This is a genomic window from Lysinibacillus sp. RC79, assembly GCF_041262405.1.
Taxonomy (GTDB): domain Bacteria; phylum Bacillota; class Bacilli; order Bacillales_A; family Planococcaceae; genus Lysinibacillus.
In genome coordinates, this window is record NZ_JBGCCD010000020.1 from 37,716 (window position 1) to 50,985 (window position 13,270).

The following is a 13,270-nucleotide window of genomic DNA, read 5'->3' on the forward strand; positions in this document are numbered from 1 at the left end:
CCTCACATTACCGGTGTGCGAACCGAGTAAAATTTCTTCGTAAACGTGACAGTTGTACCTTGTTGCCATTTGGACATTACGGTCAATTGATCTGAAAAACTATCCATAATAGTAAAGCCCATACCTGAACGTTCCATCGCACTTTTCGTCGTAAATAACGGCTCCATTGCCTGGCTTACATCCTCAATACCAAAACCTTTATCCATAACAGACACAGTTACAATATCATCCTCACGTTTTGCATGAACTGTAACAAGGCCTTTACCATTCTCTTCATAACCGTGAATAATGGCATTAGAAACAGCCTCCGAGACAACCGTTTTAAATTCGGATAGCTCATCAATTGTTGGATCTAATTGTGCGATAAAACCTGTCACCGCTATACGCGCTAAGGCTTCATTTTCACTAATTGCTAAAAAAGTTAATGTCATTTCGTTATCCATTTACAATCCCCCTAACTCGATCAATTGCTTCTTCTTCAGTTGCATCCATCATCCACGGCCCTAAACCTGAAAATTGAAATACTTTTCGCATTGTCGGCGATGGATTCAATAAAATTGTTCGTCCGGCGACTGCCTCTAACTCACGCATCCGACCAAGCACTAAACCTACACCTGAACTATCCATAAAGGAAAGCCCCTCTAAGTTCCAAATGATGGTCGTTACAGTGCCTTGAAAAATTGCTGTAGAAATTTTAGCTCGAATTTGCTCTACTGCATGATGATCGAGCTCCCCAAATAAACGTATAACTACTGTCTCTCTTGTTACCATCTCTAATTGAAAATGCATGAATATCGCCTCCTCCTCGTGCAATTCCACATTCAATGTGGTGATTCCTTGCGGCTGACAGAACTAGTGCAAAGTCTTCCGAAATAGTGGCAAATCGACATACTTATAGCTTTTTAGGTTAAATTCAGTATGGGATAAATCAACATTTTTTAAACATGACTGACACTTTTCACAAGAATTATTATTATGTTAAAGGCAGCAAAAGTTGTGGGAGGTGATACAATGTGAAACTTCCCACAACGTTCCTGTGACTGCCACTCCCTTTTCCGTGATTTAAGCTTATTTTTTCGGTATCTCAGCAAGTTGCAAGAACCTTTTTACGAAGTCTATCCTTCTCTTTGATGATTCTATCCGTCGCTTTGGCTCTTCTTTCCGTCGCTTTAGCTTTCCTATCCGTCGCCCTGGCTTCTTTCCATCGCTTTGGCTTTTCTTTCCGTCACTTCGGCTCTTCTTTCCGTCGCTTTAGCTTTCCTATCCGTCGCCCTGGCTTCTTTCCGTCGCTTTGGCTTTTCTTTCCGTCGCTTTAGCTTTCCTATCCGTCGCCCTGGCTTCTTTCCGTCGCTTTGGCTTTTCTTTCCGTCACTTCGACTCTCCGCTTTTCAGAGCAGAAAAAAGCGAGAATCCCCTTTGTTAAAGAGAGTTCTCGCTTCGTATTATTTATGCAATTGTATAAGCCTTTTGTACTTTTTCGATTGTTTCCTCATCGATTTGACGATTTGAATATAAATAAGCAATCGTCTCGTCAGCACGAACATGGTCGCCTTTTTTGGCAATCAATTGAATACCAGCATCATAATCAAGCTCAGATTCCTTTGTTAGTCGACCTGCACCAAGACCAACGCTAGCTTCCCCGATTAACAATGCATTAATCGTCCCTACAGTGCCTTCAATTGGTGCTTTAACAGCAACTTTATTTGCTGTGTCTTTTTGCAAGATATCTGCTAAATCGCCACCCTGTGCTACGATAAATTCCTCAAATTTTGCTGCAGCTGAACCATCCTCTAATACTCGTTTAACAGCTGCTGTTGCTTCAGCCTCATTCACTCCAGCTGCAACTTGGTACATAAGCGAAGAGATAATAATACATTCCTCGAGCAGGTCCTCATGCGTTTCGTCCATACGTCCACTTAATAAAGCAAATGCTTCTACTACCTCAAGCTTATTACCAATCATTTTACCGAGTGGATTATCCATATCACTAATATGAGCGACTACTTTACGCCCTAGCTTTTCACCGATTGCAGTCATCGTATCAGCTAAAACTTGCGCTTCTTCTTCTGTTTTCATAAATGCACCTGAGCCACATTTGACATCGAGTACAATGCCGTCTGCACCACTTGCTATTTTCTTACTCATGATAGACGCAGCAATAAGTGGAATGGAATCGACAGTACCCGTCACATCTCGCAATGCATATAATTTTTTGTCAGCTGGTACAAGATTACCTGTTTGACCAGCAACTGCAATTTTATATTTATTGACATTGTCGATAAATTCTTGTGATGAAAGCTCTGTTTTAAAGCCAAGGATCGATTCTAATTTATCAATTGTACCACCTGTAATGCCTAAACCCTTACCACTAAATTTCGCCACCGGAATATCTAGTGCAGCAATTATCGGAGTGACAATTAGTGTAACTTTATCGCCTACACCGCCGGTCGAGTGTTTATCAATTTTAAAACCTTCAATAGAAGATAAATTAATAACATCTCCAGATTCTATCATTGCCTTTGTTAAATAAAATGTTTCATCATATGTCATACCCAATAAACGGATTGCCATTAGTAGGGAGCTTGCTTGATAATCAGGAATTGCACCAGTAGTATACCCCTCTACAAAATACTGAATTTCAGCCTGTGATAGCTCCTTGCCTTGCTTCTTCTTTTCAAATAGTTGTGCCATATTCATATCGAAAATCCCCCTTACTTCAGATCATTTAAGAAGCTTTTACCAAACTCTGGTGCTTCTACTTTGAAGTTTTCAGCAACTGTCGCTGCAATATCTGCAAAAGTTTCACGAAGTGTTAGCTCGTTACCACCGTTAAAGCGTGGTGAATAGACAATTAACGGTACATATTCGCGTGTATGGTCTGTCCCAGGGAATGTTGGATCATTCCCGTGGTCGGCCGTAATAATTAGTAGATCATCTTCTGTCATTGCCTCAGTAATTTCTGGTAAACGTACATCAAATTCTTGTAGTGCGTTACCATAACCTAGAGGGTCACGACGATGTCCAAAATTCGCATCAAAGTCCACTAAGTTTAAGAAGCTTATACCATGGAAATCACGACGCACTACCTCTGCAAACTTATCCATACCATCCGTATTATTTTTCGTACGTACTGCATCAGTAACGCCTTCACCGTTGAAAATATCAGAGATCTTTCCTATTGCTATAACATCTAAGCCTGCATCCTTTAAAACATTCATCGTTGTGCGACCAAATGGCTTTAACGCATAGTCATGACGATTAGATGTACGTGTGAAGTTTCCTGGTGTACCGATAAATGGACGAGCAATAACACGACCAACTAAATATTCTGGTTGTAATGTTAGCTCACGAGCAATTTCACAAATTTTATATAATTCCTCTAATGGAATAATTTCCTCATGTGTAGCAATTTGCAAAACAGGGTCAGCAGATGTATAGACAATAATCGCTCCTGTCTCCATATGCTCCTTGCCAAAGTCATCGATAACTTGTGTTCCGCTTGCAGGTTTATTGCAAAGAACTTTACGACCTGTACGTTTTTCAAGCTCTGCAATAAGCTCAGTAGGGAATCCCTCTGGATACACCTTAAACGGTTTATCGATATTCAACCCCATAATTTCCCAATGCCCTGTCATCGTATCTTTACCAACAGATGCTTCTTGCATTTTTCCGTAGTATGCTTTTGGTTTGTCGGTAGCTTGCATACCTTGTAATGGTTCAATGTTCGCTAAGCCGTAAGACTCCATATGCGGCATTGTAAGCCCATTCATTTTTTCAGCGATATGTCCGAGAGTATGTGAACCTACATCTCCAAAATCAGCTGCGTCTGGAGCTTCACCAATTCCAACTGAGTCCAATACTACTACATGGATTTTTTTAAATGGTTTATTCATAATTTTGCCTCCTAATCTCTTGTCTCTATTTTACCAAAAAACAGCGAAAAATAAAGGTCAGACCTCCGACTTACAAATAATTTTCTCTTTTAAGCGCGTGGATGAAATTGCTTATAAACTTCTGATAGTCGTGATTTACTAATATGTGTATAAATTTGTGTTGTGGAAATATCGGCATGTCCAAGCATCTCCTGTACTGCTCGTAAATCCGCACCGTTTTCCACTAAATGCGTTGCAAAGGAATGACGTAATGTATGTGGCGTTAATTCATGTTGGATGCCTGCTTTTAAAGCGTGCTCCTTCATTAATTTCCAACAACCTTGCCTTGTTAAACGTTTCCCTCTTTGATTGATAAAAAAAGCTTCTGTTTTTGGATATTTCCCTTGTAATTGACTCCGTGCGCCATCTAAATAAGTACTTAATGCAGAAAGGGCGCTTTTTCCAAGAGGAATGATACGCTCCTTGCCTCCCTTACCAAAAACGCGTACAAAGCCCATCGTTAGGTGAATATCAGCTAAATCCAATGCAATCAGCTCACTAATGCGCATCCCTGACCCATATAATAGCTCTAACATTGCCACATCCCGAATGCCCTGAGGTTTGCTGCGATTTGGTGCCGCTAACAAAGCTTCAATTTCTTCAATAGAGAGGACTTTTGGTAGCTTCTGCTCAATGATCGGCATTTCTAAATGGACTGTCGGATCTGTTTCGGCTCGCTTTTCTCGGAGTAAAAATTGATGGAAACTACGAATGGAGGAGATATGGCGGGCAACAGTACGACTTGTCTTTCCTTGCATACGTAACTGCTCTAAATGACGCAAAATGGTTGTCCTTTCCACTTTACGAAAATCAGACATTCCCTCCACTTCCCGCAAAAAATTCACGTAATTTTCTAAGTCTCGGCGATAGGATGCTAATGTATTATCAGATAATTGTCGTTCTACTTGGATAAAATGGATATAATCCTCTATTGCATATTGAAATTCATTCATCACAGCGCCCCCTTACTGTCAATTATTCTCTATTTTAGCACGGCTATTGGAATTGTGCTAAAACAGGATGTTGAATAACTATTTTTATCCATTTCTATTAAATAAAAGACGCTGATTTCCACTACGGGCTACAATCAGCTAAAAATGGGCATACATAAGCAAAATATCAATAAAAAATCCTTTAAGGGCAATTAAAAACCTTTTTTCCCAATCAACATGCCTAGTACTAATAAATCTTATTCGAATAAAACAAAAAACTGCCCGATTCAATCTTTACTTAAGATTAAAACAGACAGCTTCTCGTTATTTTTCTTCATTCAATTCGTCGTTTTTATCATGACAGCGCCAGCAAATGCCGTGGAAAGTTAGTCGGTGATCCTTTATGATAAAGTTCCAACGTCTTTCAACAACGGCTTCCACATCTTCAAGTAAATCTTCCTGAATTTCATCAACCGCACCACATTCGATACAAACAAGATGATGGTGGAAATGCGCAGCTCCCTCTTGGCGTAGATCATAGCGCGAAACGCCATCGCCAAAGTTGATTTTGTCGACAATTTTGAGCTCAGTTAGTAACTCTAACGTTCTATAGACAGTAGCAAGACCAATTTCTGGTGCCTTTTCTTTTACTAAAAGGTAAACATCTTCTGCACTTAGGTGGTCTTCCTCGTGCTCCAGCAGTACAGCAACTGTTGCTTCTCGCTGCGGCGTCAGCTTATAACTAGCACTATGCAACTGTTTTTTTATACGATCAATTCGGCTCTCCATGTGACGCCCCCCTAAACTCTTTCCATTATACCAAAGGAGTAAATCCTATTACAAGATAGTGAATAGATTTCGAATATGCTTTTGTATGTTTTTATCTGATGATCAATTATGCCGAGGCATAATTGCGTCCGGAATCGGCTTTGTGCTGCACAAAGCATTCCTTTCCGATTCCGTGACATCCGCCGGAGGCTTTAGGCCAAAACGAAGTTGGTCACTCAGTCATTCCACAGGACGTGGCGTTCTTAGACTGAGTTCCTCTATTTCAGCGGATGTTTGGACACCCGCTGAAAGAAGTTAAATTTTCATGAATTGTTTCAATCAATTTATTACATAAGAAATAACAATAAACTCAGCCACTATTATGATGAAAAATGCGATAAAATTCAACAAAATTGTCCGACCATGTATCATTTTCCCGATTTTTCTCTTTGACCAAGCTGGTACAAGTAAATTACATAGGTTTAGCAACAATATACAATAGATGAGCTGAAATGGAAACCACCAAATCGTATAAACCCAGAAAGCTTCAAGCTTTTGTAATAAAAAAACCGAGCTAAAGCCAAAAAAGGTAGCACGTATCGCTACTGTTACACGTACTAAAACCTTCAAGACACTATGTGTTGCCAGCAATAGTACAAGAGCTATTGAAACAGCAACAGGTAACACTAAACGAAATAGAGAATGCCTGTCCCCATTTGTTAAACGAGGCTCTATAAATGAAATAAAAGGCTCCGCATTCGGCCCACCAATAATATGAAATAAGATAACGCCACAAACAAAACTCACAGCAATAATGGAAGCGTGATAAAATATAGACACCGTACGAGACATAAACATGCTCCTTTTCTATCAAGGTTTGTACAGCTTATGCTCGTCCGCTTCTATTATGCTAAAGATTATTTTCTTATTGTGCCGCAAGCCAAAGTACTGCAAACGCTGTCTTAGCGTCAAATATACGCTCATCTGCAACCATTTGCCCCGCTTCTTCCAACGAAACTTCTAATAATTCGACAAATTCATCCTCATCTAGATCTGCCTTGTTTTCAATTTTATATAAATCTTTTGCCACAAATAGATGGATGATCTCATCTGCGAAGCCTGGTGATGTTGCAAACGCTTGTAAATAAGTTAAGCTTTGTGCACCGTAACCTGTTTCTTCCTCTAATTCGCGGCGCGCCGTCACAATCGGCTCCTCACCAGGTTCAAGCTTACCAGCTGGAATTTCAATAATTGAACGTTCTAAAGCTTTGCGATATTGCTCCACTAATACTAACTTTCCTTCATCGGTAACAGCAATAACTGCAACTGCACCAGGATGCTTTATAATTTCTCTTTTTGCAACATTACCATTCGGTAAAGTGACATCATCAACCTGTAGTTTCACAATTTTCCCGTCATAAATGGGTGTAGTCTTTGTCGTTTTTTCTTCAAACTTTTTCATTGACTATAACCTCGCTTGTTCTTCAGATATGTTCATTGTAACATTACAAGTAGAGAAATCGAAGGAGGGCATTGGCATGAAAAAAAGACAGCTTGGCTCGAGTGAATTGTTTATTTCAGAGATTAGTTTAGGGGGCATGTCTCTTTCGACAGATAAGAAAAAGGCTGCTGATATCGTCGATATGGCACTAGATGCTGGTATTAATTACATCGATACAGCGGATTTATACGATTTTGGAGCAAATGAAGAAATTATTGGCGCTATTTTAGGAAAGCGTCGACAGGATGTTATAGTCGCTACGAAAGTTGGGAATCGATGGACTCAAGGTGTAGAAGGTTGGCATTGGGATGCATCTCCGTCTTATATAAAGGAAGCTCTACACGCTAGCTTGAAACGACTAGGTACTGACTATATTGATGTTTATCAGTTACACGGTGGTACGATTGAGGACGATTGGGATGGCATTATCGACACATTTGAAGATTTGAAAAAGGATGGCCTGATTCGAGAATATGGCATTTCCTCTATTAGACCAAATGTACTAAAGCATTTTTTATCAGCAAGCTCTGCAAAAAGTGTCATGATGCAATATAGTGCTTTAGACCGTCGTCCAGAGGAATGGCTCGACTTTATCGCAAGTGAGGGGGCTTCCGTTGTAACACGTGGGACTGTTGCAAAGGGTTTACTAACAAATAACTGGAATGAACGTTTACAGCGTGTCAATGGCTATAACACATATACAATGGACGAATTAACAGCATTATTAACAGGCTTATCTTCACATTATGACGATTTACATGCACTAGCAATCGCCTTTAATCTAAAGGAACCTACTATAGCCTCAACAGTGCTTGGTGCAAGCTCACAGGAACAGCTAGCGCAAACACTCGCTGCCTACGAAAAAATGGATTCGATAACAGATTTTAAAGCATTAAAAGAGCTAACAAAAGCCGGCCAATATATGGAACACCGATGAAAAAATGGCTTATCTTATTAGCATTTTTAGTAGTACTTGCGATTTCCTCTAGCTTGACCTATGAACAACAGTCTATTATTCCTGAAATAAAGCAAATATTAGCAAATAAGCCGTTTGAAAAGCAATTATCTGTTTTAAAAATTCCTTATTGGGACACAGTTGTTTCTGTAGAAGAGCGTGGTTACTTTAAGTTTGTAGAATTTTTAATTCGGAAATTAACTCATTTTGTTGGGTTCGGCTGCATTGCACTTGGTATTTTCTTCGCATGGGGAAAACGCCGATTCGCTTCAGGTGTCGCTATTGCTGGGACAGCTCTTATTGCAATGCTTGATGAGTTTCGTCAAAGCTTTACACCAGGACGCATGATGAGCGGACAGGATGTTATTTTGGATACAGCTGGAGCAATTGTTTTTGTTGGGATTGTCGTGTTGATGAGGAAAATTTTCAAAAGACAAAGGGCGCTTTAAAAATTATTAAAAAGAGTTCAAGTAATGCACTTAAAGATTAGTATCCTATATACAATGCGCAACATTATTATTTATAAGCTGAACTAATTTTGGTATTAGTTCAGCTTTTATTTGTGTTTAAAGATATAGTCTAAAATATTTAATAAAAATATAGTAATTTTTCTATCGGTTATTCAACTATGGGGCTGGTTAGTTGAATAGAGGAATAGATTTTCGTGGTAAAATAATGGTAAATAAGTGAGGTGTTCAAATGAAAAAAGGCTCTTTAAACAAAAATACAGTTATCGCATTTGCAGTGATAGCAATTTTTATTACTGTTATATGGTTAGTTTCTGACAAATCAATTTCCTATCCAGAACCTCAAGAAGCTATATTTGCCGTTGAAAAAGATTTAGAGTTAATTCCAGCCTATAAAATAAACAGTAATGCTCTTTTCTTTTTCATAAAAGATAAGAATTATCTAGGAGCTACATACGCACGAAAAGGACTTTGGGGATGGAAAGCAGAATTCCTTACTTGGGAGCCTATGGATCATAACATAAATTATGAAAAATTAAACGGTTATAAAGGACATGGTGAAAATCTAATATTTGGATTAATTAAAGATGGCGATGACCGACTTCTTCAACTTGATGATAAAAATGCTACAATACTAAATTTAGAAATGTTACCTACTGAAGTCGTAGAAGAATATCAATTAAAAGGATTGTATATTTGGTACTTTGAAAGTGACACTGCTCTTGAAGAAGGAACAATCAAACTAATTAATAAAACCACCGAAAAAGTGCTAGATGAAATTGATTTATAAATAACTTGAAAATAGATATTTTTCCGTTCTAAGTTAAAAGGAAGAAAAAATAAAACACAGCGTTAGCCAATAAGAGCGTTAATTGTAGCTAACAGGGGCTTGAATTGCATAAGAAGCTCTTTTTTCTTTTTTGAACTATCGACGCAGGTTAGTTCAATAAGTGGCAAAAGGAAACTGGGTTATACTGTAGAACAAATAAGGAAGTAAAATAATTTTTTGGAGGTAATGAATGATTACAGATTCGTGGTTTACTGTGCAACAGATTGATTGGAATACTTACGCAATTAGTGAATATGGACATTGGGAGAAGGTACATTCATTTTTATTATTGGGTAATCAAAACGCGGTACTAATTGATACTGGTCTTGGAATTGATAATATTAGGAGAATTACTGACCAATTGACTACCTTACCGATTGAGGTCATCACTACTCATGTTCACACTGATCATATCGGAAGTCATGGAGAATTTGAAAGGATATATGTTCATGAGGGAGATAAAGATTGGTTAGTGAATGGAATAAAAGGCTTGTCAATAGGGCAAATTAGAAAAGATATTAGTAGAGATATAACATTACCTACTCCAAATACATTTAATCCAGACACATATCAACCATTTCAAGGGGAACCTACAAATTTGTTAGTTGATGGTGATGTAATTGAGTTAGGTAATAGAAAATTAGTCATCTATCATACTCCTGGACATTCTCCTGGTCATATTTGTGTCTTTGATGAAACAAACGGTTATTTGTTTACAGGGGATTTACTATATGATGAAACCCCTATATATGCTTTTTATCCTTCAACGACCCTGTTGATTTAGTCAATTCATTGAAAAAAATTTCAGAGATAGCAAACGTTTCAATGGTCTACGGTTCACATAATACTTTAGGGCTTGAATCAAAAATTTTAAAAGAAGTAAAAATTGCAGTTAAGTTTTTGAATGAAAATAAACTTACTAAATTCGGTACTGGAATCCATAAATTTAATGGTTTTAGCGTACAGTTTTAACGGTTCTTATTGAACGAAAGATGCTGGCCAGTTTAAGTAGCGATTCTAATGATATTTATAGCTCCTTTGTTCAACTAACGCACTCCGTTAGTTGAACAAGAGGAGTTGTGAAGCACCCATTCTGAAAAGTCTTATTGTAACTATGTTCATATACCTTTGCATAAAAATTTGTATAGATAATGTTCATACAAATAGCCACAAAACACTGATTTAACAGCATTCGTGACTTTTTAATGTGCGCCCAAACTTTTATTTGTGAACGTTATTCAGAGTATATTTTATTAATATTTATTTTACTAAAGTGAAATAAGCCTACGATAGTCCCTACCGCCATACACGAAATAGTACCCAACCCTAAGAAAACATACATAAAAACACTCTCTTTTGAAAAAAATCGAACTTTCATGAATTCTTTATTGAAATCAAGAGAAATATAAATAACGACTGGTAATATTAATGCCATCGCTAACCAATGTTTCCATTCCCCATCATTCCACGAAAGCTCCCATAAAGCATTATAAATTGGAAACATAATTGCAAATAAAAAACCCTGTGCATACTTCTTGATGTATCTCTTCATACCTATCCTCGCTCGTCATCTCATAATTTAAAAAGTCTTCTTAAAAGTGCTATTCAACAATTTTACTTTTTTATGGTCGCAGCTAGGAAAAGGTCGGATAATTTTTCTACAACAGTTAGTTTATTTTCAATTATCATCTTAGTCTCTTCACCATATTCATGATCTAATATATAGACAGGAGGATTATTTCCTTCGTGTATATTTATTGCATAAGGATTTCCAATACCTATTTCTAATCCGATACAAATATAACCGTTTTTATGTACTGCACATCCAGGAACATATAATAAACATTCTTTAATAATGCACTTTGGATTCAAGAATTATATTCGTAATTCAGCTCCTTTATTTAGAAGAACCACCAATTTACTATCACACACTTCTACCGTAGTCATTAATTCTATCAACCATTCTGGAAGTTTAATATCTAGTTTTTCATTTAGGTCATTTATTTCTCCAACTGTCGCTATCCTAGCGGATGTTCCAGACCTTTGAATCATTTCTTTAGCACGTGTAATTACTTCATTAACCAACTTGACTCCTCCATACAGTTAGAAATATTTATTTCTTCTTTAATTAACGCTATGATTAGATTTCTTTTCACCTTATACATCTACTAAAAAGTCCGTCAAATACAGCTTCACTTTTCAGCTATTGCACCCGTTAGCCATCCATGTAGCTCAAAAACCAGCGCTACACCACAGAAGATGAAAATGTACTCAGAACGGGTATTGAATACTACGGCTGGGAGAGGAAGGTCGATAAACTATGGTGCCTTGAGCCCTTTCACACTCCCATATAGCGACTGTGCTTTTATGCCTGTTAGTATCCTTTAGGAACTTCTCCTTTAGTATTTCTCTATTATTATTTTTGTATTTTCAATTGTTACATTTTCTGTTTCAGAAACATTCTTAATAGAATCATCAACTATTTGTTTAATCAAAGTATCATCAATTTTTACATTCTTCGGTAAACCTACTGAACACGTTAATTCAGTAGTGCCTCCATCTAACATCATTACTATTGAATCCGCCTCAATTGCTGTTTGTTCTGCAATCGATACTCTTATTTTATTTTGTAATTCAGATAATAAATTTGGCATCTTATCATTTTCTCCATTTTTTAAAGCAACTACATCCTGCTTACTTTCTAATACCTCAGTCATTTCTACTTGACTTTGTTCTTCGTTCTGCTTTCCATTACATCCAGCCAACAAAATTGAACTAAATACAATTCCTGAAATTATAGCTTTTTTCAACACTTCTAATTCCCCTTTCAAAAATAAATTACATATTTTACATCAATTTGCTACTCGTAAGTTTAACGGAATTAATGTGTAAAAGTTCCAAAATAAAGCACAAACTCATTAAACTAAACTGCTTACGTTAGTGAAGTATTTATTTTTCTATGTATACTCTTTCTAGCAAATTGGAAATAATTCCTCTATAAAATAATATTTTTGGAGGAATGTATTTTGTTAATGTCTAAAGCATGGGAAACATATGAATCTGAAAAGAGAATTGAAAGTTTTTCCTTACAAACTTTACAAGCATATCGTCTTCAGGCGGCATTACTTACTCGCTATTTTGAGGATGTTGATATTGAGTCACTTACGACTGTTCAACAAAAAGAATACTTAGCAAAATCTAGTGTGTATCTTAAACCATCTAGTCTTGCTCATCGAATTCGTTTTATGAAATCATTGTTCCGTTGGTCACATGAAGAAGGACATATATCTAAAAATCCAGCAGCTAAAATAATAGAACCAAAAGTCAGAAAACGAATTCCTAAGTTTTTAACCGAAAGAGAAATTGAACATTTAAGAGAGGCATGCCATACTCCCCTGGAAAATGCGATATTTGAGTTTATGTTTTCAACAGGATGTAGAATTGGAGAAATTGTTTCACTAGAGAAGAATAGTATTAATTGGTCAGAACGCTCTGCAATCGTTAGAGGTAAAGGAGATAAAGAAAGAGAAGTTTACTTTAATATTCGCTGTGATATTTGGTTTAAAAGATACATTGAAAGTCGTCAAGATAGAGAACCAGCAATCGTGCTGGAATTAATAAAGATATACATCCCCATCAATTAAGACATAGTTACGCTACACATCTATTAAACAATGGCGCACCCATTGAAGTAATTCAAAGTTTAATGGGGCATGAAAAAAGTGAAACTACTCGGATTTATGCACAACTAAGTGGAAAGCTTAGGAAGGAATTTTATCAGAAGTACTTTTAGTTTATTTAAAACAGAGAAACACCATAATAAATGTTTCTCTGTTCAATTAATGCCCCTGTTAGTTTAAGTACATTTATTCACAAACATTAAGTC

The 13,270-nt window shown here is 37.0% G+C and carries 16 protein-coding genes and 1 pseudogene; 6 read left to right on the forward strand and 11 right to left on the reverse strand.

From position 1 onward, the window contains the following. Nucleotides 1–2: 2 nt before the first annotated feature. The 8 genes from spoIIAB to ABH968_RS17815 all read right to left on the reverse strand — a co-directional run bounded on the left by spoIIAB (nt 3) and on the right by ABH968_RS17815 (nt 7,094). Entirely contained in the window at nt 3–443 is a 441-nt protein-coding gene (spoIIAB, locus tag ABH968_RS17780) for an anti-sigma F factor (protein ID WP_370046067.1), read from the reverse strand. Then, nucleotides 436–789, reverse strand: coding sequence for an anti-sigma F factor antagonist (gene spoIIAA / locus ABH968_RS17785; protein ID WP_249075721.1), 354 nt, complete (start codon nt 787–789; stop codon nt 436–438). The genes spoIIAB and spoIIAA overlap by 8 nt, the downstream gene beginning before the upstream one ends. Nucleotides 790–1,446: 657 nt before the next feature. Then, nucleotides 1,447–2,697: a thymidine phosphorylase gene (locus ABH968_RS17790; RefSeq protein WP_370046069.1), complete on the reverse strand. Its 1,251-nt coding sequence runs from the start codon at nt 2,695–2,697 to the stop codon at nt 1,447–1,449. A gap of 14 nt (nt 2,698–2,711) precedes the next feature. Then, nucleotides 2,712–3,893 carry a phosphopentomutase gene (deoB, locus tag ABH968_RS17795; RefSeq protein ID WP_370046071.1) on the reverse strand — a complete coding sequence of 394 codons (1,182 nt, stop codon included), beginning with the start codon at nt 3,891–3,893 and terminating at the stop codon, nt 2,712–2,714. A gap of 89 nt (nt 3,894–3,982) precedes the next feature. Beyond that, a complete protein-coding gene (gene xerD / locus ABH968_RS17800) occupies nt 3,983–4,885 on the reverse strand; it encodes a site-specific tyrosine recombinase XerD (protein ID WP_370046073.1) in 903 nt (300 codons plus the stop codon). A gap of 303 nt (nt 4,886–5,188) precedes the next feature. Then, nucleotides 5,189–5,653 carry a ferric iron uptake transcriptional regulator gene (fur, locus tag ABH968_RS17805; protein ID WP_370046075.1) on the reverse strand — a complete coding sequence of 155 codons (465 nt, stop codon included), beginning with the start codon at nt 5,651–5,653 and terminating at the stop codon, nt 5,189–5,191. 318 nt (nt 5,654–5,971) lie between these two features. Next, on the reverse strand, nt 5,972–6,484 hold the full coding sequence (locus ABH968_RS17810) for a hypothetical protein (protein ID WP_370046077.1): 513 nt from the start codon (nt 6,482–6,484) through the stop codon (nt 5,972–5,974). A gap of 73 nt (nt 6,485–6,557) precedes the next feature. After that, a complete protein-coding gene (locus ABH968_RS17815) occupies nt 6,558–7,094 on the reverse strand; it encodes an NUDIX domain-containing protein (protein ID WP_370046078.1) in 537 nt (178 codons plus the stop codon). Nucleotides 7,095–7,170: 76 nt separating this feature from the next. Here ABH968_RS17815 and ABH968_RS17820 point away from each other — a divergent pair, with 76 nt between their 5' ends. The 4 genes and pseudogenes from ABH968_RS17820 (at nt 7,171) to ABH968_RS17835 (ending at nt 10,356) form a co-directional block, all read left to right on the forward strand. After that, the gene (locus ABH968_RS17820) at nt 7,171–8,070 is read left to right on the forward strand and encodes an aldo/keto reductase (protein ID WP_370046080.1); all 900 of its coding nucleotides are present in this window, start codon (nt 7,171–7,173) and stop codon (nt 8,068–8,070) included. After that, nucleotides 8,067–8,537 (forward strand): VanZ family protein, encoded by a 471-nt coding sequence (locus tag ABH968_RS17825; RefSeq protein WP_370046082.1) that lies wholly within the window; start codon nt 8,067–8,069, stop codon nt 8,535–8,537. Before ABH968_RS17820 ends, ABH968_RS17825 begins: the two co-directional genes overlap by 4 nt. 250 nt (nt 8,538–8,787) lie before the next feature. Then, nucleotides 8,788–9,345: an aspartyl-tRNA synthetase gene (locus ABH968_RS17830; protein WP_370046084.1), complete on the forward strand. Its 558-nt coding sequence runs from the start codon at nt 8,788–8,790 to the stop codon at nt 9,343–9,345. A 229-nt stretch (nt 9,346–9,574) separates the two neighbouring features. Beyond that, nucleotides 9,575–10,356 (forward strand): annotated as a pseudogene (locus tag ABH968_RS17835) (MBL fold metallo-hydrolase). A 262-nt stretch (nt 10,357–10,618) separates the two neighbouring features. Here ABH968_RS17835 and ABH968_RS17840 read toward each other — a convergent pair. The 3 genes from ABH968_RS17840 to ABH968_RS17850 all read right to left on the reverse strand — a co-directional run bounded on the left by ABH968_RS17840 (nt 10,619) and on the right by ABH968_RS17850 (nt 12,197). Continuing rightward, a complete protein-coding gene (locus tag ABH968_RS17840) occupies nt 10,619–10,936 on the reverse strand; it encodes a hypothetical protein (RefSeq protein WP_370046086.1) in 318 nt (105 codons plus the stop codon). 323 nt (nt 10,937–11,259) lie between these two features. Then, entirely contained in the window at nt 11,260–11,469 is a 210-nt protein-coding gene (locus ABH968_RS17845) for a hypothetical protein (protein WP_370046088.1), read from the reverse strand. Between the two features lie 314 nt (nt 11,470–11,783). Beyond that, on the reverse strand, nt 11,784–12,197 hold the full coding sequence (locus ABH968_RS17850) for a topoisomerase (RefSeq protein ID WP_370046090.1): 414 nt from the start codon (nt 12,195–12,197) through the stop codon (nt 11,784–11,786). A gap of 219 nt (nt 12,198–12,416) precedes the next feature. On the opposite strand from ABH968_RS17850, the gene ABH968_RS17855 reads away from it, so the two are divergent. After that, nucleotides 12,417–13,028 carry a tyrosine-type recombinase/integrase gene (locus ABH968_RS17855; protein WP_370046152.1) on the forward strand — a complete coding sequence of 204 codons (612 nt, stop codon included), beginning with the start codon at nt 12,417–12,419 and terminating at the stop codon, nt 13,026–13,028. Continuing rightward, the gene (locus ABH968_RS17860; RefSeq protein ID WP_370046153.1) at nt 13,010–13,177 is read left to right on the forward strand and encodes a tyrosine-type recombinase/integrase; all 168 of its coding nucleotides are present in this window, start codon (nt 13,010–13,012) and stop codon (nt 13,175–13,177) included. Before ABH968_RS17855 ends, ABH968_RS17860 begins: the two co-directional genes overlap by 19 nt. Nucleotides 13,178–13,270: the final 93 nt, after the last annotated feature.